We start from the raw sequence: 20,793 nt of genomic DNA on the forward strand, positions 1-20,793 counted from the left end.
GTAATTAGAGGATGGATGGTATTTTAAACCTCTGGCATGCCACAGGCATTGCTAACTTTACATTTCCTGGGCTGATCATGATTGCCGTTGGTTGTTTGTTATTATTTTTAGCTATAGTTAAAAACTTTGAGCCGCTACTATTACTGCCCATTGGTTTTGGGGCTATTTTAACTAATATTCCTGTGGCGGGCTTATCTGACCCTGGTGGCTTACTTTATTATGTTTACTATGTAGGTATTGATACCGGAATTTTTCCGTTATTAATATTTATGGGAGTGGGCGCGCTCACTGACTTTAGTGCCTTAATTGCAAATCCGCGTATGTTGTTATTAGGTGCTGCGGCGCAGTTTGGTATTTTTGCTACCTTATTTGGGGCTATTTTACTTAACTTTATTCCAGGGTTTGAGTTTAGTTTACAAGATGCGTCAGCAATTGCCATTATTGGTGGCGCTGATGGGCCAACCGCTATCTTTTTAGCGTCAAAGCTGGCACCTGATTTATTAGGTGCTATAGCAGTGGCTGCGTACTCGTACATGGCGTTGGTTCCTATTATTCAGCCGCCTATCATGCGTGCGTTTACAACGCCTGAAGAACGTAAAATTCAAATGCCAGAACTGCGTAAAGTATCAAAAAAGGAAAAAATTATTTTTCCGCTGATGGTACTCACTTTAACTGCGCTCTTTTTACCAGCCGCCATTCCACTGGTTGGTATGTTTTGTTTAGGTAACTTAATGCGTGAGTCGGGTGTGGTCGATAGGCTAAGTAACAGTGCTCAAAACGAAATTATTAATATAACCACCATATTTCTAGGACTAGCGGTAGGCTCTAAGCTTGCTGCCGAGCAGTTCTTAACAGTGGAAACCATTGGTATTTTAGTGCTGGGCGCAATGGCGTTTGCTATTGGTACGGCCTCAGGTGTATTTATGGCAAAAGGCTTAAATAAAATTTCAAAAACCCCAATTAATCCATTAATTGGTGCAGCGGGTGTATCGGCTGTTCCTATGGCGGCTCGTGTAGTTAATAAAGTCGGTCTTGAAAATAACCCGCACAACTTTTTACTGATGCATGCCATGGGGCCTAATGTAGCTGGCGTACTGGGAAGTGCTGTTGCTGCAGGTATTTTATTAGCACTTGTTGGCTAGTAATATTTAATCCAACCATTAGCGCAGTTTACTGCGCTTTTTTTTGCCTAAAATTTAATGTTTTAGATTAAGCGGTTTCTTGTATAGGGTTTTTTGTTTAAAGTAATCACTCTTCATTTTTTAAAAGGGCTGTCAAATGTTACACACTCCGCTGGCAAAATATTTACCCAAGGTTAGTAAGCTTGTATTTGGTTGTATGGGTTTAGGAGGTGCTTGGAATAAAGACGCCATCAACAGTGGGCACTTAAAGCAAGCTCATTCATGCATAGACGCAGCATTTGAAAGCGGGATTAACTTTTTTGATCACGCTGATATTTATACCTTAGGCAAAGCTGAGCACGTTTTTGGTAAAGCGTTGGCTGAGCGTCCTGAGCTCAGAGAACAAATGTATATTCAGTCTAAGTGTGGTATTCGCTTTGCTGATGAGAAAAACCCGCAGCGTTATGATTTTTCTGCTGATTGGATTGAGCGTTCTGTTGAGGGCTCACTTAAACGATTAAATACCGACTACTTAGATGTGCTTATGTTGCATCGCCCCGATCCATTAATGGAGGTGGAGGAAGTTGCGCAAATATTTAGCTGTTTAAAAGAAAGTGGCAAAGTGCGTCATTTTGCAGTTTCTAATATGTCTCAACATCAAATAAGGTTTTTGCAGCGCGCTTTAGATATGCCAATTGTGGCAAATCAAATAGAGGCCAGTTTACAAAAACATCAGTGGGTTGATGAGGGCATTTATGTAGGTAATGCCGATGGTAAAGATATTAACTTTACCCCAGGGTGTGTTGAGTATTGTCGTGAGCATGACATTCAAATTCAGAGTTGGGGCAGTTTGTGCCAAGGTTTATACTCAGGCGGTGACCTATCAAAAGCGTCACAAGCGGATGTAAACACGAGTATTTTAGTTAGTAAGCTTGCCGTTTTATATGGCACAAGTGCAGAAGCTATTGTATTGGCATGGCTACTTCGCCATCCTGCATCGATCCAGCCAATTATAGGCACAACTAATGTAGATCGTATTAAGGCATCGAGTGATGCAATTAATATTAACTTAAGTCGAGAGCATTGGTATGAGTTATATATTAGCGCGAAAGGCTGCGCTTTGCCGTAAGTTAATACCCGTTTCAATATTATTTAAACGAATTGGTATAATACAAAGGTGTTGATATGAATATATTTGTCATTTTAATTAGCTTAGTGATTGCTTTGGTGATCATTATTCCTTTGCTAGAAAAGTACCAAAGTAAAATGGGGCTAGAGGGTGCTACCAAATACAGCAAGTATATTTGGCCATTAGTCATGATATCTTTGGTTGTGCAGCTAATTTATGTACTTGTAAATTAAGATTGAAACTTAAATATCACACACAAAAAAGCCTTTGCGGGTAACCCCAACAAAGGCTTTTTTATTTAATCAGTGAAGTGGTTATCTAAGTGCTAGTTGTAGCTCACGATTACGCTCTAGTTGCGCGATAAAGTTATCAGCAATAGGCTTAAATTTAGCAAGCTCTGAACGAGGTAATGGTTCAGACTTAGGTAGTTTTACGGTTTTAGGGTTACGGTGAACGCCGTTAACCAAAAACTCATAATGTAAATGCGCACCGGTTACACGACCAGTTGAGCCAACAGTACCTATTTTTTCTCCCTGTTTTACCTTTTGCCCTGTTCTGACTAAGCGCTTGTTAAGGTGTAAGTACTTAGTAACATATTGAGTACCATGGCTAATAAATACGTAATTACCATTATATTTGCTATAGCCTGCTTTAATTACTTTACCATTACCCGATGATACAACTGGCGTGCCTGTGCGTGCAGCGTAATCAATGCCGCGATGTGCTTTCACTTGTCCTGTAACAGGGTGTAGGCGGCGAGGGTTAAAGCTTGAACTAATATATTTGAAATTAACAGGCGCACGCAAAAAGGCTTTTTTCATACTACGGCCTTCAGGGGTGTAAAAGTTACCGTCTGTGTGACGAATAGCGGTGTAACGCTCACCTTGGTTTATAAATTCAGCGGCAATAATTTTACCGGTGCCAATAAACTCACCGTCAACAAAATGAGACTCATAAATTAAGCCAAATTCATCACCCTTGCGAATGTCGTTAGCAAAATCGACGTCCCAACCAAATATATCGGCAAAGTTCATGATTTGGCGTTCACTTAAACCTGCTGCAATTGCAGAGGTCCAAAAGCTACTTGAAATTTCCCCACCGGCTGTTTTGCTCAGTGTTTCTATTTCTTTGCTGTCAATTGAGGTGTCGTATTGGCCTTCGTCATTAAGTGTGACGAATAGCGTATCCGTTTTAGAAATAACGTAGCGTAATTGAGCTAATGAACCGTCTTCGGCGGTAGCAAAGCTTAACGTTTCACCTGGGTGAATTTTAGTTAGCTTACGTGTTTCAGCGTTGGTGTTTACAAGTTTATGCAGCGTTTGCGCAGAAAAACCGGCACGCTTAAAAATAATCGCTAAGTTGTCACCATTTTTAACTTGGTGATCGACAAAATCATATTCTGGAAGTTTTTGTGCTGCCTGCTCTGAATTAAGGTCAGTGAGTTTTTCGTTCTCACCTACTTTAATTTGTAATTCATAGCGCTTACCAATTTCTAGTGTGTTTTCACTATTGTCTTTGGATGCAGTGGCTTTTTCAGAAGGAAGAAAGGCTAAGGCAACAATAGCAGAAACCAAACCTAGAATAAGCATTTTGTGTTTTTTGGGGAGCGTGTTAACCACGTGAACCATAACGTGCCTTTTTCTGCTGTCAAGATAATAAATAGGTTATATTGCAGGATATAACGAATAATCTGTGAATACTAGTATTTTGTAGATTTAAACTCGAGTTAAATTAGGCTAAAATCATAGGGTATTCAGGCTGTTTGTGTTTAAAGTTGAACTGTTACACTATTTTATATTCTTGGATACTTTGCTTTTTCATCATAATGTTAAATTAGCTTATAAAACGGTTTAATTACGAGAAGTGATTAATTTGTAAACTGTTTTTAGTTTGTGATAAACACTTTTGGCGTATTATTAATCGCTCGTTTATATCCCCTTTTAGAACGTACACCCTGCATTTTAGTTGGTGCTGCGATTAGTTAAAAAAGTTGTTCTAATTAGGTGGAAATTTGTTATGTTAGCTAAATAGTTTTATTTGCTTTGTGATAACGCGCTAGCAATAAACCGTGAGCATATTACACCCCCTTCGTTGTCAGAATTTTTTGGAGTAACACACAGTGGATTTACAAACCGCTCTAGCAGAGATAAAACGCGGTGCAGAAGAGATATTAATTGAAGATGAGTTGGTTGAAAAATTAAAGTCGGGGAAAAAGCTAAAAATTAAAGCTGGTTTTGATCCTACGGCTCCAGATTTACACCTAGGTCACACTGTACTCATTAATAAAATGAAAACCTTTCAAGATTTAGGTCATGAGGTTATTTTTTTAATTGGTGATTTTACCGGTATGATTGGCGATCCAACGGGCAAAAATGTGACCCGTAAACCACTTACACGTGATGACGTGCTTGCCAACGCCGAAACCTATAAAGAGCAGGTGTTCAAAATTTTAGACCCGGCTAAAACAACCGTCGCTTTTAACTCTACATGGATGGAGAAATTAGGCGCTGCGGGGATGATAAAATTAGCCGCGCGTCAAACTGTGGCGCGTATGCTTGAGCGTGATGATTTTAAAAAGCGCTATGCTGGCGGTCAATCGATTGCGATTCATGAGTTTTTGTATCCACTGGTGCAAGGCTGGGATTCAGTCGCATTAGAGTCAGATGTTGAGCTAGGCGGCACCGATCAGCGTTTTAACCTATTAATGGGTCGTGAGCTGCAAAAAGATGAAGGTCAAAAACCACAAACAGTATTAATGATGCCTTTACTTGAGGGAACTGACGGCGTTCAGAAAATGTCGAAGTCACTCGGTAATTATATTGGTATTACTGATACGCCTTCAGATATGTTCGGTAAAATCATGTCAATTAGTGACGTACTTATGTGGCGTTACTACGATTTGTTAAGTAGCCTTTCTATCGAGCAAATTGCAGCGCAAAAACAGCGTGTAGAGCAGGGTACTAACCCGCGCGATATTAAAATTGAATTAGCTAAAGAGCTAATTGCGCGTTTTCACAGTGAAGCTGATGCGCAAGCTGCTCATGATGACTTCATCCAGCGTTTTCAGAAAAAAGCCTTGCCAGATGAAATCCCTGAGCTGACAGTTAATATTGATGAAGAGTCAATTTTAATCGCTAACTTACTTAAAGAAGCGGGCTTAGTGGCGAGTACCTCAGAAGCCATGAGGATGATCAAACAAGGTGCTGTAAAGCTAAACGGCGAAGACAAAATTACAGATACCAAATTGGAAATTGTAAAAGGCACAACGGCTATTTACCAAGTAGGTAAACGCAAATTTGCAAATATCACCGTAGCTTAAAACTGCGGACATTATAAAAACCAGCTACGGCTGGTTTTTTTATGCGAACTTAAAAACGAGAACAGCCTTAATAATTTCAACGCTAATAATAATCAGAAGCCAAAAAAAGCGAGTTTGGTTAAGTGTATTGAGTAGTTGTGGTATGTCATCGGCGTTGGGAAGACGCTCTACACCGACACGCATTTTATTAAAACGCTGTGTATTATAAATAGCAGGCCCACCAAGTTGTACCCCCAAAGATGCAGAGCACACACTAAGTAACCAGCCTGTATTGGTTTGATAGAAGTGTCGGCCATAATGCTTAATATAATGCATGCTTTTTTTACTGGCCTTTAGTGAGGCAATTGTCAGCGCGAGTAAACGTATGGGAATGTACTCAACAATAAAAAGAACCAGTTTAAGCGGCATCAAAAAAGAGCTGTTTGGGGCTATATCACTTCGCCACGCCTGTTGAATTAAAGTGATTAAACGATAGGCGAGAGCGGCGACGGGGCCCAATACTAAAAATATGAAAATTACCACAAAGTAATGACGCGCCGTTCTAAGTATGACACTTTCCATAATGGCTTTAATGATCCCGGGGCTTGAAAGTGCATTAACTTCACGGGCTACTAGTGGCTTTAATAATTCGCGTGCTGTCGATTTTTGATTTTTTTTGACTAGCCTAGCTATGCGTATCGCTTTTTTATTCAGGCTACTGTTTTCTAGGCATAAATATAAAATAAGACCTGATAACAGCTCGGGGTAAAAGGCAAGCTGAAGCAGTAAAACTACAATAATAAGCACAGTACTAAGTATAAGCGTACTTGCCATTGAGGCTGCTAAATAATGATATTGCTTGGTGTCTGTTTTTTTATAAATACGCTGGCTTATAGCGCTAAAAATAGCAGAGAGTATGTGGTTAGGGTGATACCAACTTACTAAAGGTAAAAAGCGCTCAGCAAGGAGCGCACAAATAAATACAATAAAGTCCAAATGATTTTGAACAATATTATTGAGCATTTACAGCGTAACCGCCGTTAATTTCTCAAGTAAAGCTACGACCATTTTTGATGAATTTATAGAGGCTGTTTCTAAGTATTCTTCAAATGATTGCGGCGACTCTTTGCCTGCAATATCAGACATTGAGCGAATAACAACAAATGGTGTATTAAGTGCAAAACACGTTTGCGCAATTGATGCACCTTCCATCTCTACTGCTAGCATTGTAGGGAAGTCACTGCGTGCTTTTTCAATACGAACAGGGTCGCACATAAACGAGTCGCCAGTGCAAATTAAACCAACAAGGGTTTTTACTTCACTAATTTGTGCAATTGTTTGCTCGGCTGCTTCTACAAGTTTAGGGTGAGCAGTAAAACCTGCTGGCATTTGTGGTACTTGGCCAATTTCGTAACCAAACGCTGTTACATCAACATCGTGATGACGTACTTCAGATGAAATTACTACATCGCCAACGTTTAGTGATGGGTCGAATCCACCGGCAGAGCCAGTGTTAATAACACAATCTGGATTGAAGTTATCGATAAGTAATGTGGTTGCGATTGTCGAAGCGACTTTACCTATACCTGATTGCACTAAAGTGACGGTATTGCCTGCAAGCTCGCCTGTGTAAAAAGTAAAACCAGCCTTGGTTAAAACTTGTGGATTTTGCATCGCCTCGCGCAAAATTTTAACTTCTGGCTCCATTGCGCCAATAATACCAACATTCATAGTGTTAAATTCCTGAGTTTGAATACGGTGATTATACTGCAAAAAATAACGTGGGGTAAAACAAACAAAAATGCGAGCTTAAAAAGCCCGCACTTTATAAACTTATTGATTATATTTCAGCAAGGGCTGTTGATTGTGCCTTTGCTTGAGAAGGAGACAATACCGCAGGTTTATGAACTCTAGCACGCGTAGGTCGTGATGGTTTAGATGCCGCTGGCTTACCTAATTTAAACATAATTGCATCGCGTACTTCGCTTGGGCGGTAGCCTGCCTTCACTTTCATACGAATATGTGGAATACCTGCGGCTTCCAATGCGCCATTAACAAACCAGTCGCGCTGTGCTTTGTGGCCATCTTTATTGGCGTTATTAACTAAGTCAACCGCAGCCACTATGGTCATTTTTTCTTTATCTACTAAAACAAAGTCGAGCTGCTTATTTTTTGCTTTAGCCATTGCCGCACGTTTAGATTTAACAGACAGGCCTTGTTTACAGTCAATCACATCGATTAGTTTAACGCGACTAACAATTTTATATTGATCGCCAACAGCGCGCTCTAATAAATTCAGAAACGCCCCTTCTACTTGGGTAAATACACTTTGCTTACGAGTAAAAGGATAAGGGTTTCCGCCGTCATCATTAAATTTTGACGCAACGACAGATGCCCCAATAACTAGCACTAATATTAATAATAAAGCGAATTCCATACGGTAACTCCATAACAACAAATTGACACTGCTTTTCTAAAGCAATTTATGTGCCCAAATAGTTGTTATGGTTGTTTTATTAACGAATGGGGATGAGCACTATTATGCTTTATAGCCGCCTTCAATACCTTTTACGGCAATCGCAACTGCATCATGAGCATGTAAAGACTCATAATGGTTAATTTGCAGGAAGTAATCGCTAAACTCTTTTGACTCTAACGTCGTTTTAATTTTTCGTGCTGCGTCTTCACAAAACATTAAATTTTGACCGTTTAAGCGAGCAAACTCTTGTTCGTCTTCACGTTTTACCGCAGCTTGTACTGGTGTTTTTAGCTCATCTTCTAGTAAGTTTATTAAGTTAACCACATCAAACTGTTTAATGTTATTTGCTAATTTAACTTTAACATTAGCAATTGAACGCTGTGAATGCGGGGTTGCTACAATGCCTTGAGTTGTTCCAAGCCACTCTAAAACTTCTGATTGAGTGAGTGTTTCTTGAGAAAACTTTTCGCTGAATGCGTTTTGAATTAATTGGCGAGCCAGTGCTGCAGAGCAGGGGCAAGTTGATGAATAAGTCACATCAACGCTGAGCTCAAAACTAATAACGCCTTGATTTATAGTGCTGGTAAGTACAATGGGATAGCTTTTCCAACCTGCTTTACCACTAAGTAATGACTTACGGCGTAGCGGCAATTCAAATTTAAATTCAATGTGTGCTTTATCACTTAAGCCTTCATGACTGGTGATAAAGGTATCTAAGGCTTGTGCTAAGGTTTGTGGATTGACCTGTTGCTCAGTTGAGAGGTGATCCAACGCTAAAAATAGTCGCGACATATGAATGCCTTTAGCATCTTCTTTGTGTAAATTAACAAAGGCGCGTGCTTTTGCATTAACGGTAACTGGAGCTAAATCAAGAGATTCAAAAATAAAAGGCAGCTCTATATCGCCCATACCTACCCAGTCTAATTTACCTGTTTGTAATGCGGCAGCCGTGTTAGCAATATCTGGCATAGTTTTTTGCATGATACGTTACTCGTTATTTGCAATATTTAAAACGCCGCATTTTACACTAAATAAAGATTTGCTGAAATGCAGCAAATAACACCAAACATGAAATTTTATTGTTTTTGTCGCACAACATGAAAATAGCTGATAGAAAATGCTAAAATTAGCCTTTAACCTTGAAAGGTCAACAGACCCTAAGCATTTAGCTAAGAGAAAAACTGATATATGACTGATTCTTCTTTGAACCCGTGGGTTCGAGTTCTTTCCAGTTCAATAACTCGTTTTGGTGAGTTTAAAACTGCAGCTATTTGCTATGCATTATTACTGACAATATCGCTGGTTTTATCAAGTATGTTTTATTACGTTGCCATAGGCGAAGTAAACTTGGTTGATATACTCGCCGTGGTATTTTTTACCTCGGTTGTTTCTCCTTTAGTTATCAGCATATTATTAAACTCTATTCGGCAACTTGATGCCTCTTATGCTTATTTAGATAGTGCCACAAAACAAGAGAAGCTTTTAAATCAAACCCTCAAAGACAATATTAACCGCTTAAATATTGAAATTGACGAACGTAAAATGGCTTTTCATGCCAAACACCGAGCAATAGAAGAGCTTAGGCGTGAAATTGCAGAGCGTAAAAAAACACAACAAGAACTCGCACAGCAAGGCATGTTACTGCGCTCAATAGTAGACTCCTCGCCGGATTTATTTTATTACCGCGATAACAACGGGGTATTTGCCGGTTGTAATAAAATGTTTGAAGAGGTAATGGGCAAAACCAGTGGTGAACTTATTGGTAAAGCCGCAGAAGAAATATTCCCAAGCCACTTTTTATCAGAAGTACTCAGAACCGATGAGCAAGTTGAGCGCACTCACCAAGGTTTAACTATAGATGTGGAGTACTCAGTAAACGGTGAAATTAGGTGGTTTGAACTCAGAAAACTCCCCTTTATAAATGAGCAGGGCGATTACATTGGTCTACTAGCCTTTGGCCGTGATATTACCAGTCGTAAAGAAGCTGCGCAGGCACTGGAAACAGCTTACAAAGATAAAGGGAAATTTATTGCCACATTAAGCCATGAGTTACGCACACCGCTTAATGGTATTGTGGGCTTAACGCGCATGCTACTGGATACCGAATTAAACAAACAGCAACGCAGTTGGTGTAATACCGTGTTTTCAAGCGCCGAAACGCTAGGTAACATATTTAACGATATTATAGATTTAGATAAAATTGACCGTGAGCAGTTAGATATTGCCGCCAACGAAATTAATGTTTCGGACTTTATCAACGATGTAGTTAACTTTGCAGGCCTTATTGCTGAGCAAAAAGAGCTTTCGTTTGAAGTGAAGCGTTCTGGCATGCTTGACATATATGCTTTGCTTGACCCGACTCGTTTACGCCAAGTGGTGTGGAACTTAATTAATAACGCCGTTAAGTTTACTCAACAAGGGAGCGTAATCTTAGATTGTGCCAGAGAAAACCGTGAAGATGGCCCTTGGCTTATTATTAAAATACTCGATACCGGTGAAGGTATTCCACAAGAGCAACTAACACGCATTTTTGACATGTACTATAAAGCGCCAGATCTTAAAGGCACCAATGCCATAGGTTCAGGTATTGGCTTAGCTGTCACCAAAGCGTTAGTAAGCGCAATGAAAGGCACAATAACGGTTAATAGTACCCCAGGAGAGGGCAGTTGCTTTACGGTACAAATTCCGCTGAATTTATGTAGTGCTCCTACCGAACATAGTTATGTTGGCCGTAGCTTATATATTTTATTAGTGGAGGATGTGCCACTTAATGCTGAAATTGCCACTAACCTACTAGAGCAACGTGGACACGAAGTGCTGTGGGCTGAAACGGGTGAAGATGCTTTATCGTTTGTCGAAACTGAAGATGACTTAGATTTAGTATTACTTGATATGCAGTTGCCTGATATTAATGGTGACGAAGTGGCAAGACAAATTCGTGCTCAAAGTCATTTTGATCAGCTACCAATAGTGGCATTAGCGGCCAATGTACGCAGTGCTGAAGAAGAGCTTGAGGGTATATCTATTCAAGGCGCACTAGCTAAACCAATAAACACAAGCAAGTTAGATAATATGCTCGCTGAACTCTTTGGCATTAAGCAAGCGCAAACCGAGGCTCCTCAACGAGTGGTCAATCAAGCGTTATTAAATCAAATTAATACTGACTTGTTGGATATTGAAACCATTGAAGACTTTGTAAATTCGATGGGCGTTGAAGTATTTAAACGCAGTAGCCAGTTGTTCGCAAAGCTAAATCCGCAGTACCAACAAGAGCTATTAGCTTCGTTAAACGCTGCTGATAGAGAAGAGTACAAATCGGTTGCGCACAAATTAAAAGGTGCCGCTGGTTCGGTGGGTCTTAATGATGTTCAGTTGCATGCAAAGCAAATGGAGCATGGGGCGCTGGAGCAAAGTGATGAAGTGTTAGCTGTGTGGCTTGAGGAGTTAACAGATAAAATAAATGAAGGACAACAGGCCCTTCATTTATTTTTACAGCAATTAGAGTAATAACTAATTAGCTGTCGATTTTACCAATGAAACGGTAACCTTCACCATGGATGGTGCTGATTAACTCAGATGTTGAGTTGTCGCTTTCAAAGTGTTTGCGGATACGACGAATTGTTACGTCAACCGTACGGTCGTTAGCGCGGAGCTCTCGGCCAGTCATGTGTTTAATTAGTTGCTCACGGCTAAATATACGACCCGGAGAGTCAAGCATTAAACGCAGTGCTCTGTATTCGCCTTTAGGTAGACGTAGACGTTTCGCGTCTCCGTTTGGAGAAGTAAGGCAACGACTGTTTTCGTCAAGTTCCCAACCGTTAAAGGTGATCACGCCATTTGTTTCAATAGCAGACTCTTCACCACCTAATGCAGTACGCGTAATTAAGTTACGAGCACGAATAGTTAATTCACGCGGGTTGAAAGGCTTAGTAATATAGTCATCAGCACCAATTTCAAGACCTAAAATACGGTCTACATCGTTGTCACGGCCTGTTAAGAAAATAAGACCAACTTTGCGTTTTTGGCGTAATTCGCGAGCTAAAATAAGCCCGTTTTTACCTGGCAGGTTGATGTCCATAACTACAAGATTGACGTCATCGTTATTTGTAAGCTTATCATGCATATCATCGCCATCAATGGCTTCAATAACTTTGTAACCTTCGGCTTCAAATAAACTAACGAGGTTTAGTCTAGTTACGTCTTCATCCTCTACGATCAGAATGACTGGCGTTTGCATTTTTAATTAACCTTTTTGGAGTGTGTTTTATTTTAAAATCGGTGTGATCATCAAAACCGACTACTAGAATTATAGGATTATATCTAAATGTTAACAAGTAAAAACAAATTAGATAAAAACAGCTGCGCGCCCAAACCTACTTTGACGTATTATTAAAAACCGCGGCTTAATTGATACTTAACGTTGGATGTATAATTTGAATTATAAAGTCGAAGCCATTTCCCTTTAATAATTGATACATCCATCAACCACCTAAAGATACTTAAAATAATCAGACTAATTCAAAACGGAATTATATCACTTTACAATTTTTCATCAATGTATGTGATATGTTAAACACAATTAAGTTCATTAATTGTGTGAAAATACAGCATTAATGGTACAACTGTTCAATGAGTGCTGTCTTAGTATGGTCATAAAGTCGTAATTCAAGAGCAGGCAACGGATTTATTTCACTTTTTAAAATAGCGTAATAATAAATCGTGCTCCTGATTGATACTCAGTATCTAACACAATCTCTCCAGCCAAAGCCTGGGTCACTAAGTTGTAAACTAAATGCATGCCTAATCCACTGGCTCCTTGACCGCGTTTTGAAGTAACAAAGGGGTCAAAAATTTTCGCTCTTATGTTGCTCTCTACACCTAGGCCGTTGTCGGTGTAGGTAATTTGTGTTTTTGTGTTTGTTGCCACAATATCAATTTGCACTACATTGTCACCGCCAGCTACAAATCCGTGTAGTAGGGAGTTTAAAATTAGTTGATGGAAAACTTGCTGCAGTGGCCCTTTTTTACTTTCAACGGTTAAATCTGCTGGACAATTTATAAGAACTTTAGGATTTTTTATTCTTAACTCTTGCCCCATAGACAATAATGTATCGTTTATGAGCTGCTGTAAGTGAACTGTGCTAGTGATTTCATCATCTTTAATCACGGCCACTTTTTTAAAGTTAGAAATAAGCTCTGCGACACGGTTTAAACTACTGTAGATGAGGTCTAAGTTTTCAATGCCATCGTTAGTAAATTGCTCAAATTGACTGGCAGTCAATGACTTATTTTGAAAGTTAATTTGTAGCTCCGCGAGTTTATCCCTTAGTAAAGTAGAACCGGTGATCCCAAGCCCTATAGGGGTATTTACCTCATGAGCTACACCTGCCACCATTTGCCCTAATGAAGCCATTTTTTTGTTTTCGACAATTTGAGTTTGGTATTGGTGCATCTTTTCAAGTGTAGATAGTAACTCTTTATTTGCTTCTCTGAGCGCGATGGTTCGTTGGCTTACTTTTTCTTCAAGATTTGAGTTTAGTAGCTTAATTTCTTTTTTATCTTCTTCGTGGCGCTCTATTTGTCTTTGTGTTCGCGCCAGCATTACATTTAAGCTGTTAGAAAGCCGGGTTATTTCAGTTAAGTTTGTTAAAGGCGCCCGGGCGTAGTAGTTATGATTTTTAGCTATGTTTTGCAGTAACAAGCTTAAGTTTTCTATTGGGCTGGCTATCCTTTTTTGTAGCCTTAAAATAATCAAAGAGATGAAGATAAGTATTAAAGCGATAATGGCAATATCAATTATAATTTTTTTAGTGATAAGCTTATTTAAGTTATCCAAGCTGCCCCTAATATACACATAACCCAGTAACTGATCATTATTGAGTATTGGAGTAATGTACTCAATAAACTCATCACCTACTTGGGGTTCTATAAAGTCGTTAATACTGTCTGTTTTGATTGGAACAGGTGGCGATTTTCGGGCATTAAAACTGGTAAAAAATACTGGTTTATTTGTTTGCTCATCTAGCGCATAAATATGTAAGTTTGTAACCGATGATACTTGTTGAAGAAGCTTTAACCGCCTTTCTTCTGCAGGTCTATTTTTATTTAGTAATGACGGCATTGCATCAAAGGCAATGATCTCTGACACCAGCACAAGTTTACTAATGAGCTGCTTTTTTTGCTCTTGTGTACTTAAGTAAGTAGAAATAGAAAGAGATAATAGCAAACAGATGGCTGTTATAAGCATGATGGTTTTAAACAATATGCTACGAATGCTATTTTGCTCTACAGTTTTAGGCATTGCGAGAGGGTCATCCGTGTCAATTGTGAGTGTAATAAATACTAGTTTAGCAAAAACAGGAAAAAGTGAAGAAAAAAGATTAGCTTAATTACACTATTTATTCTTAGTTAATCTACGTAATAAAGTAAATATGCGGCTAATATACCGCATATTTATGTTTTGATAGGGGATTAATAATAAGTTTTAGCTACTGTATACAGCAAACTTATTATTCTTAAACACCGTTTGATAACTATCAAATTGGGCTTCTAAAATAGGTGGATATTTTAAAAAGCTATTAGCAACAATAGTGAGCTTACCTGTTTTAGTTAGGTGCTGTTTGGCATTATTTAAAAACGATTCGGCCACTGTGTAGTCGGTCGCAATACCGGTATGAAATGGTGGGTTACTAATAATTAAATCAAACTTACCTGCAATGCTGTTTAAACCATCGCTCAGTACGGCTTCACCATTAACGTTATTAAGTTTAAGCGTTTGTGTTGTTGCATAGGCAGCCAGTGCGCTTACATCACTACATGTAAATGTAAGAGCCGGATTTTTTAGCCCTAAAAACGTAGCAATAAGCCCCGCGCCACAACCAAAATCAAGAACGTTACCGTGTTTTATATTTGGTGCATTTTCTAATAGCATTTTAGTGCCTGCATCAAGGCCGCCATGGTTAAACACGCCAGGAATACTTACAGCAGTAAATTCAATATCACTTACGTTGACCACAAACTCTTTGTGGTAAGTACTAATATCAAATGTTGAATTCAGGGTTATTTCTGAAAATGAATATAAAACGCAGTGTTTTGCAGAGTCAATTTTATTACTGAACGCCGTTTTATTGGCGAGTTGCTTTTCAATTGATTTTACACCGCTTTTGTTTTCGCCAACGACTAGCAGCTCAGCTTCTTTGCTTATCACTGCGCGTATGTTGTCTAATGCCATTAATAGCTCGGGCTTAGACTTGGGGTAATAAAGAATTACTAAATCATATTCACCGGCGCTAATCGTGTGATTAACTTCTACATTTATACCCGATATGTTTTTAGCAAATTCACCATTTGCATGGTTATAGCTAAAAGCCGTTATTTTACTTTGTGGGTTGAGCGTTTTTAGCTCATTTAAAAAGCCATCTTGAACAAAGTTGACCACCAATATTGATTTACCTTTTAGCTCCTCGCTGTTGCGAAGTAATAATAGGCTCGGATTGGTTAATACGCTCATAAATGGCTTTACCTTACTTGATTATTTAATTAACGGTTATTTAGTACGTTCGAACATTAAATCCCATACGCCATGGCCTAAACGATGGCCACGTTGTTCAAATTTAGTCAGCGGACGTAAATCAGGACGAGGTACATAGTCGTTAGTCTCTGATTGGTTTTTGTAACCAGGTGCTGCTTGCATTACTTCAAGCATATGCTCTGCATAGTTTTCCCAATCGGTTGCCATATGAAAAACGCCGCCAATTTTTAATTTAGAACGTAGCTTTTCTGCAAACTCAGTTTGTACAATACGGCGCTTATGGTGACGCTTTTTGTGCCATGGATCAGGGAAGAACAATTGTAAGGTCGATAAGCTTTCATCACTTATACAATCTGCAAGGACTTCAACGGCGTCGTGTTCAAATACACGAAGATTAGTAACGCCTGCTTCGTCGGCATCCATTAAACACGCGCCAACGCCTGGGCGATGTACTTCTATACCGATAAAGTTAAGATGTGGTGCGTTTTTTGCCATTTCAACCAATGACTTGCCCATACCAAAGCCAATTTCTAACACTACATCATTGTCATTGCCAAATACTGCGTTTAAATCAAGCAGGCCGTTTTTATGCTCAAGCCCCATTGTTGGCCAGCATTTTTCGATTGCAGCGGCTTGGCCTTTGGTTAATCGGCCTTCGCGTTTTACAAAACTACGAATAGTGCGGATATACTTACCTTCTTGCTTAGCTTGCTCAAGGTTGTTGTTACTTGATTCACTCATATTATTGGCCTGACAAAACAATGTGTTTAAAAATGGTTGCGTATTATCCCTGACCCGCGCGGGGTTGACAAGCTCTAGGGCGTTATAGCTTGATCTTTTCAACAACTACAATAGACTGAGCCGCCATTAAGCATTAGTAAAAAAGTAAATATGTTGGATTTAAAAAAGCAGCAGTCTGATTGGTTTTCTAACCAAGTAGTTGATTGGTATCATCTCCATGGGCGCAAAACATTGCCATGGCAATTAGCTAAAACACCTTATAAAGTATGGGTGTCTGAGGTGATGCTGCAGCAAACCCAAGTTGTGACTGTTATTCCCTATTTCGAAAAGTTTATGCAAAGCTTTCCCGATATTATTGCTTTAGCAAATGCTGATGAAGATCAGGTTCTGCATCACTGGACTGGTCTAGGTTACTACGCACGCGCGCGCAACTTACATAAAACGGCCAAAATAGTGCGAGACAAATATCAAGGCCAGTTTCCCAGCACGCTTGAAGAGGTAATGGATTTACCCGGAATAGGGCGCTCTACTGCGGGTGCTGTTTTATCTTTATCTTTGGGGCAGCATCATCCTATTCTTGATGGCAATGTAAAAAGGGTGCTTGCACGATTTTTCATGGTTGAAGGTTGGTATGGCGTCAAAAAGGTAGAAAATCAGCTGTGGCATTTAAGTGAACAACTCACCCCTAAAAATAATGTGACTGAGTTTAATCAAGCTATGATGGATTTAGGGGCAAGCCTTTGTTCACGAAGTCGTTTTGACTGTGAAGCATGCCCGTTAAAAACACAATGTGGTGCTTTTAATGCGGGTAAGGTTAAAGAGTTCCCACATTCTAAACCTAAAAAAGCAGTGCCTAAAAAAAGTTGTCATCAGTTAATTATTAAACATAACGACAAAGTACTCATGGAAAAACGCCCAAGTAGTGGCATTTGGGGGGGATTATTTGGATTTTTTGAATTTAATGAGCACAGTGAGCTCGATACTTTTTTAGCACAGCAAGGGCTAAAAAGTGAGCTTGAGATATTAGCGCCTTTTAGCCATGTGTTCTCACATTTTGAGCTAACCATAAACCCACATGTGCTCAATGTTCAGCAAATCCCTGATGTGGTGAACGACAAGCAATTAATATGGTATCCACTTGATCAATCAATAGAGGTGGGTTTAGCTGCACCGACTAAAAAGTTGGTTAAACAAATGAGCCCAATAGGTTAAACTAGCAGCATTTAGCGTTAGAGAGAATAAATCATGGCACGTACTGTATTTTGTCAAAAGTTACAAAAAGAAGCTGAAGGCCTTGGATTTCAACTTTATCCTGGGGAAATTGGCGAAAAGATTTTTAATAATATATCTAAAGAAGCATGGGGACAGTGGCAGCATAAACAAACGATGCTGATCAATGAAAAGCATTTAAATATGATGGACCCAGAACATCGTACCTTTTTAGAAGAGCAAATGGTTGGCTTTTTATTTGAAGGAAAAGAGGTTGAGATTGAAGGCTATAAGCCAGTAGAAAAATAATCGTTAAAAAAGGGCTATAAAAGCCCTTTTTTGTTGTGCATACCTATGAACAGTTTAGTTAAATCAAGTCATCTTGTTGATCGTGGTTTCTAATTTGTTCTTTTAAAAATTGTGCTGCTCTTGAATATTCAATTTCGAGCTCATCTCTCATCTCAATTAACTCATCGGCATTGATTTCATCAGCCTTACACTTATCCTCAAATGACTGCGCTAAATCAGCCACAATATTAGCCCCCACTGTTTTTGATATAGATTTCAATTGATGGCAGGCAGCTATAATTTCACTTTGACTCTTCTGTAGTACCGCAAAGTTGATTGATTTAATTTGTTCTTGGCTTTGCTCTAAATACATTTTAAAGAAGCGAATTTTTTTAGCATCATCGCCATTTATATATTTGTTGGCAGACTCCATGTTAATAGGCATGGCTGGCTTTTCAGCTGAGCTAATTTGTTTTGGCTGTTTATTATCTAAATCGCTCCATTGATTTAATATGTCCTCAAGCGCATTTAACTCAATCGGTTTAGTTATAAAGTCATTAATTCCCACAGCTAAACAGCGTTCTCTTTCGCCTTTTAAGGCATTGGCTGTTACAGCAATAATATAAGGTTGGGCGTCGATTGCTTCTAACAGTGCTGCTTCTTCTCTAATCTTTTCAACCATATCGTAGCCAGACATTTTCGGCATATGTAAATCGGTTAGGATGAGCGAATAGCTGTTTTTACGCCACATCTCTATGCCTTCCTCACCATTATTCGCTACTTCCACACTATACCCTAATATGTGTAACTGCTCGGTAAGTACCTCTTGGTTTAGTAAGTTATCTTCTACCAATAAAACAAGCCTATTCGCAGCGAGTGCTTCTTCTGAATTTAAGTAATGATTCATGCTTTTAGCTTTTTTTATTTGCTTAGGTTTATGTAAGCCCGCCGCAACCAAAATTGAAAGCATAAAGTTAGATTTGCACAGTGGTGAAGCATTAATATAAAAAATATTTTTATGATTAATAACGGCTTCATCTAGCTTACTTAATACCACCATTTGCTGATTATTATCTTCTAGTGAGTAAAGTAAACTTCTTAGCAAAGTGCTAATGCTACTCATGTCGTCAATACCATCAACAACCCAAATAATATCCTTTGTGTCTTGATGATCTTCTATATCTTTTTGCTCATGGGCATAGGTTATTTTGGCACCCATGAATGACAAGTAACGATAAATTACCTTGCCGCGTTCAGCATTGTCACTAACAACAACAACATGTTTATTATTGAGTGTATTTTTATGAGCAAATTCAGTTTTACCTGCCGTTGAAAAAGGCAGTTCAACGGTAAACTCACTACCAATCCCCTCATGGCTTGTAACATGTATAGTACCAAGCATTAGCTCGGTTAAGCTTTTACAAATTGAAAGCCCAAGTCCTGTACCGCCAAATTCTCGGGTAATTGAGCTTTCAGCTTGAGTAAACGGGCTGAATATTTTCCTTAATTGAGACTGACTCATTCCTTTACCGTTATCAACTACACAAAAACGGAGTGTAAAATGATCGGCAGTGTTGTGTGCAACTTCAACCGATATTTTCACCCTACCTTGAGTAGAGCCGTTAGTGCTGGTAAATTTAATGGCATTGCTACATAAGTTATAAAGTACTTGGCGAACCCTGACTGAGTCGCCCATAAGGTTATTAGGAATATCCGGTGCAATTGATAAATCGAGTTCTAGGTGACGGTTTTTTGCAACAGACGATAACACCTTTGCGACTTCTTCTAGCGTATCTGCAACAGAGAAGGGAGTCGGGTCTATATTGAGCTTTCCTGCTTCAATTTTAGAAAAATCCAAAATATCATCTAAGATACTGAGTAACGAAAATGCAGATTCACGAATAATTGTACTTAAACGTTGCTGTGCACCATCAAGTTCTGTTTGACGAAGTAAATCAATGGTACCGATTACACCATTCATTGGTGTTCTTATTTCATGACTCATAGTGGCTAAAAAGGTGGTTTTAGTTTCACTGGCTTTTAGCGCTTTTTGCGTTTGTTTCTCTAACTCAAAGGTTCTGCTTTGTACTTCTGTTTCAAGGCTTGTTTGTAATTTTTTTAACTCTTTTTTTGCCGCTTGATCGTCAGCTTGAACCTTACTCACCTTTTTGAGTAATAAATTAACTTGTTGAGCTACCGTTTCTAAACCACCCTCTAGTTGCTCATTTAGGGTGCTTTGATAGTTATCATTTTGCGTAATTTCTTTTAGTTCTTGAGTAAGTGAATCTGTATTTTTATGTAATCGCTTGTTAATGTATTTATTCAACATGAATGCTAATACAAACAGCACCACCAGTGCAGCAAAGGCTACAACATAGGCATTTAGTGGTGAGTGTTGATTTGATGGTGTAACTGAGGGCTGTGTTTGCTTAATAATAAGCTCTCCAATTATCTGCCCCTCTGATGAGATTAAATGATGAAGAGTATTTTGTTCTTTAATATGTTTATTAACAGCTAAAGGCGCAATTGCTTTACTGTTATTGCTATAAACTAACTCGGCTTGATTATTGGCATTAAAACGGTGGAGCGTATATTTATAATCATCATTGAGTAAGGTGGTCATATCGAGTAATTGCGTGACCTTGTCTTGCTCGTATATTGTTAATGCTTCTGCTAAAGGCTGATCAAGACGCTCAGCAAGTTTTGTTAACGATAAAGTAGAGGTTGGAGCAGATGCATTGTTATCAGCATTACTTTGTGAATAAAGCACAAAGGCGACTACAAATAATGCGGTTATTATAAGGTTACTAACTAAGAATAAAGGTAGTAGGCCTTTTATTGCTGAAGAGGGCTTGCTCTGCATGAGTTTTCCTGTGGTCTTATTATTAAAACGGTAAGCCTGTACCGAAAGTTATTATTCAATCGTAACACCTAAAAAAAATAATTCACTACGTTTTTTAAACTCTTTTGTTGGATAAATACACTGTATTAACGAAA

The 20,793-nt window shown here is 38.9% G+C and carries 17 protein-coding genes; 7 read left to right on the top strand and 10 right to left on the bottom strand.

The window, feature by feature from the left end; all coding sequences use genetic code 11:
- Positions 1-11: 11 nt before the first annotated feature.
- From PTET_RS02910 to PTET_RS19015, 3 genes are all read left to right on the top strand, one after another.
- A complete protein-coding gene (locus PTET_RS02910) occupies positions 12-1,142 on the top strand; it encodes a sodium ion-translocating decarboxylase subunit beta (RefSeq protein ID WP_013464130.1) in 1,131 nt (376 codons plus the stop codon).
- A gap of 136 nt (positions 1,143-1,278) precedes the next feature.
- Positions 1,279-2,250, top strand: coding sequence for an aldo/keto reductase (locus PTET_RS02915; RefSeq protein ID WP_016900618.1), 972 nt, complete (start codon positions 1,279-1,281; stop codon positions 2,248-2,250).
- 56 nt (positions 2,251-2,306) lie between these two features.
- Positions 2,307-2,483, top strand: coding sequence for a hypothetical protein (locus PTET_RS19015; RefSeq protein ID WP_013464132.1), 177 nt, complete (start codon positions 2,307-2,309; stop codon positions 2,481-2,483).
- An 81-nt stretch (positions 2,484-2,564) separates the two neighbouring features.
- Here PTET_RS19015 and PTET_RS02920 read toward each other — a convergent pair whose 3' ends face one another.
- Entirely contained in the window at positions 2,565-3,878 is a 1,314-nt protein-coding gene (locus tag PTET_RS02920; RefSeq protein ID WP_013464133.1) for a peptidoglycan DD-metalloendopeptidase family protein, read from the bottom strand.
- Positions 3,879-4,369: 491 nt separating this feature from the next.
- Here PTET_RS02920 and tyrS point away from each other — a divergent pair, with 491 nt between their 5' ends.
- The gene (gene tyrS / locus PTET_RS02925; RefSeq protein ID WP_013464134.1) at positions 4,370-5,569 is read left to right on the top strand and encodes a tyrosine--tRNA ligase; all 1,200 of its coding nucleotides are present in this window, start codon (positions 4,370-4,372) and stop codon (positions 5,567-5,569) included.
- A gap of 39 nt (positions 5,570-5,608) precedes the next feature.
- Here tyrS and PTET_RS02930 read toward each other — a convergent pair whose 3' ends face one another.
- From PTET_RS02930 to folE2, 4 genes are all read right to left on the bottom strand, one after another.
- A complete protein-coding gene (locus PTET_RS02930; protein ID WP_024601256.1) occupies positions 5,609-6,571 on the bottom strand; it encodes a cobalamin biosynthesis protein CobD/CbiB in 963 nt (320 codons plus the stop codon).
- Entirely contained in the window at positions 6,572-7,279 is a 708-nt protein-coding gene (gene mtnN, locus PTET_RS02935; RefSeq protein WP_016900621.1) for a 5'-methylthioadenosine/S-adenosylhomocysteine nucleosidase, read from the bottom strand.
- 109 nt (positions 7,280-7,388) lie between these two features.
- Entirely contained in the window at positions 7,389-7,985 is a 597-nt protein-coding gene (locus tag PTET_RS02940) for a DUF2726 domain-containing protein (RefSeq protein WP_024601257.1), read from the bottom strand.
- Between the two features lie 102 nt (positions 7,986-8,087).
- Positions 8,088-9,008: a GTP cyclohydrolase FolE2 gene (gene folE2, locus PTET_RS02945; RefSeq protein WP_024601258.1), complete on the bottom strand. Its 921-nt coding sequence runs from the start codon at positions 9,006-9,008 to the stop codon at positions 8,088-8,090.
- Positions 9,009-9,215: 207 nt separating this feature from the next.
- Here folE2 and arcB point away from each other — a divergent pair, with 207 nt between their 5' ends.
- Positions 9,216-11,534 (top strand): aerobic respiration two-component sensor histidine kinase ArcB, encoded by a 2,319-nt coding sequence (gene arcB / locus PTET_RS02950; protein ID WP_096038170.1) that lies wholly within the window; start codon positions 9,216-9,218, stop codon positions 11,532-11,534.
- A 7-nt stretch (positions 11,535-11,541) separates the two neighbouring features.
- On the opposite strand, the gene arcA is transcribed toward arcB, so the two are convergent.
- The 4 genes from arcA to trmB form a co-directional block, all read right to left on the bottom strand.
- Positions 11,542-12,264, bottom strand: a complete 723-nt coding sequence (gene arcA, locus PTET_RS02955; protein ID WP_096038171.1) for a two-component system response regulator ArcA — start codon at positions 12,262-12,264, stop codon at positions 11,542-11,544.
- 459 nt (positions 12,265-12,723) lie between these two features.
- Positions 12,724-14,328 carry an ATP-binding protein gene (locus tag PTET_RS02960; RefSeq protein ID WP_024601260.1) on the bottom strand — a complete coding sequence of 535 codons (1,605 nt, stop codon included), beginning with the start codon at positions 14,326-14,328 and terminating at the stop codon, positions 12,724-12,726.
- Between the two features lie 183 nt (positions 14,329-14,511).
- Positions 14,512-15,537, bottom strand: coding sequence for a methyltransferase (locus PTET_RS02965; RefSeq protein WP_024601261.1), 1,026 nt, complete (start codon positions 15,535-15,537; stop codon positions 14,512-14,514).
- Between the two features lie 36 nt (positions 15,538-15,573).
- On the bottom strand, positions 15,574-16,299 hold the full coding sequence (gene trmB / locus PTET_RS02970) for a tRNA (guanosine(46)-N7)-methyltransferase TrmB (RefSeq protein ID WP_024601262.1): 726 nt from the start codon (positions 16,297-16,299) through the stop codon (positions 15,574-15,576).
- A gap of 150 nt (positions 16,300-16,449) precedes the next feature.
- Between trmB and mutY the strand changes: the two genes are divergently transcribed.
- Both mutY and PTET_RS02980 read left to right on the top strand, forming a co-directional pair.
- The gene (gene mutY / locus PTET_RS02975) at positions 16,450-17,511 is read left to right on the top strand and encodes an A/G-specific adenine glycosylase (protein ID WP_090494637.1); all 1,062 of its coding nucleotides are present in this window, start codon (positions 16,450-16,452) and stop codon (positions 17,509-17,511) included.
- Positions 17,512-17,544: 33 nt separating this feature from the next.
- Complete coding sequence (locus tag PTET_RS02980) at positions 17,545-17,817, top strand: oxidative damage protection protein (protein ID WP_013464143.1); 273 nt, start codon at positions 17,545-17,547, stop codon at positions 17,815-17,817.
- Positions 17,818-17,875: 58 nt separating this feature from the next.
- Here the strand turns inward: PTET_RS02980 and PTET_RS02985 are convergent, their stop codons facing one another.
- Entirely contained in the window at positions 17,876-20,659 is a 2,784-nt protein-coding gene (locus tag PTET_RS02985) for an ATP-binding protein (protein WP_096038172.1), read from the bottom strand.
- Between the last annotated feature and the right edge of the window lie 134 nt (positions 20,660-20,793).

Origin of the sequence: Pseudoalteromonas tetraodonis (assembly GCF_002310835.1) — a bacterium.
GTDB classification, from domain to species: domain Bacteria; phylum Pseudomonadota; class Gammaproteobacteria; order Enterobacterales; family Alteromonadaceae; genus Pseudoalteromonas; species Pseudoalteromonas tetraodonis.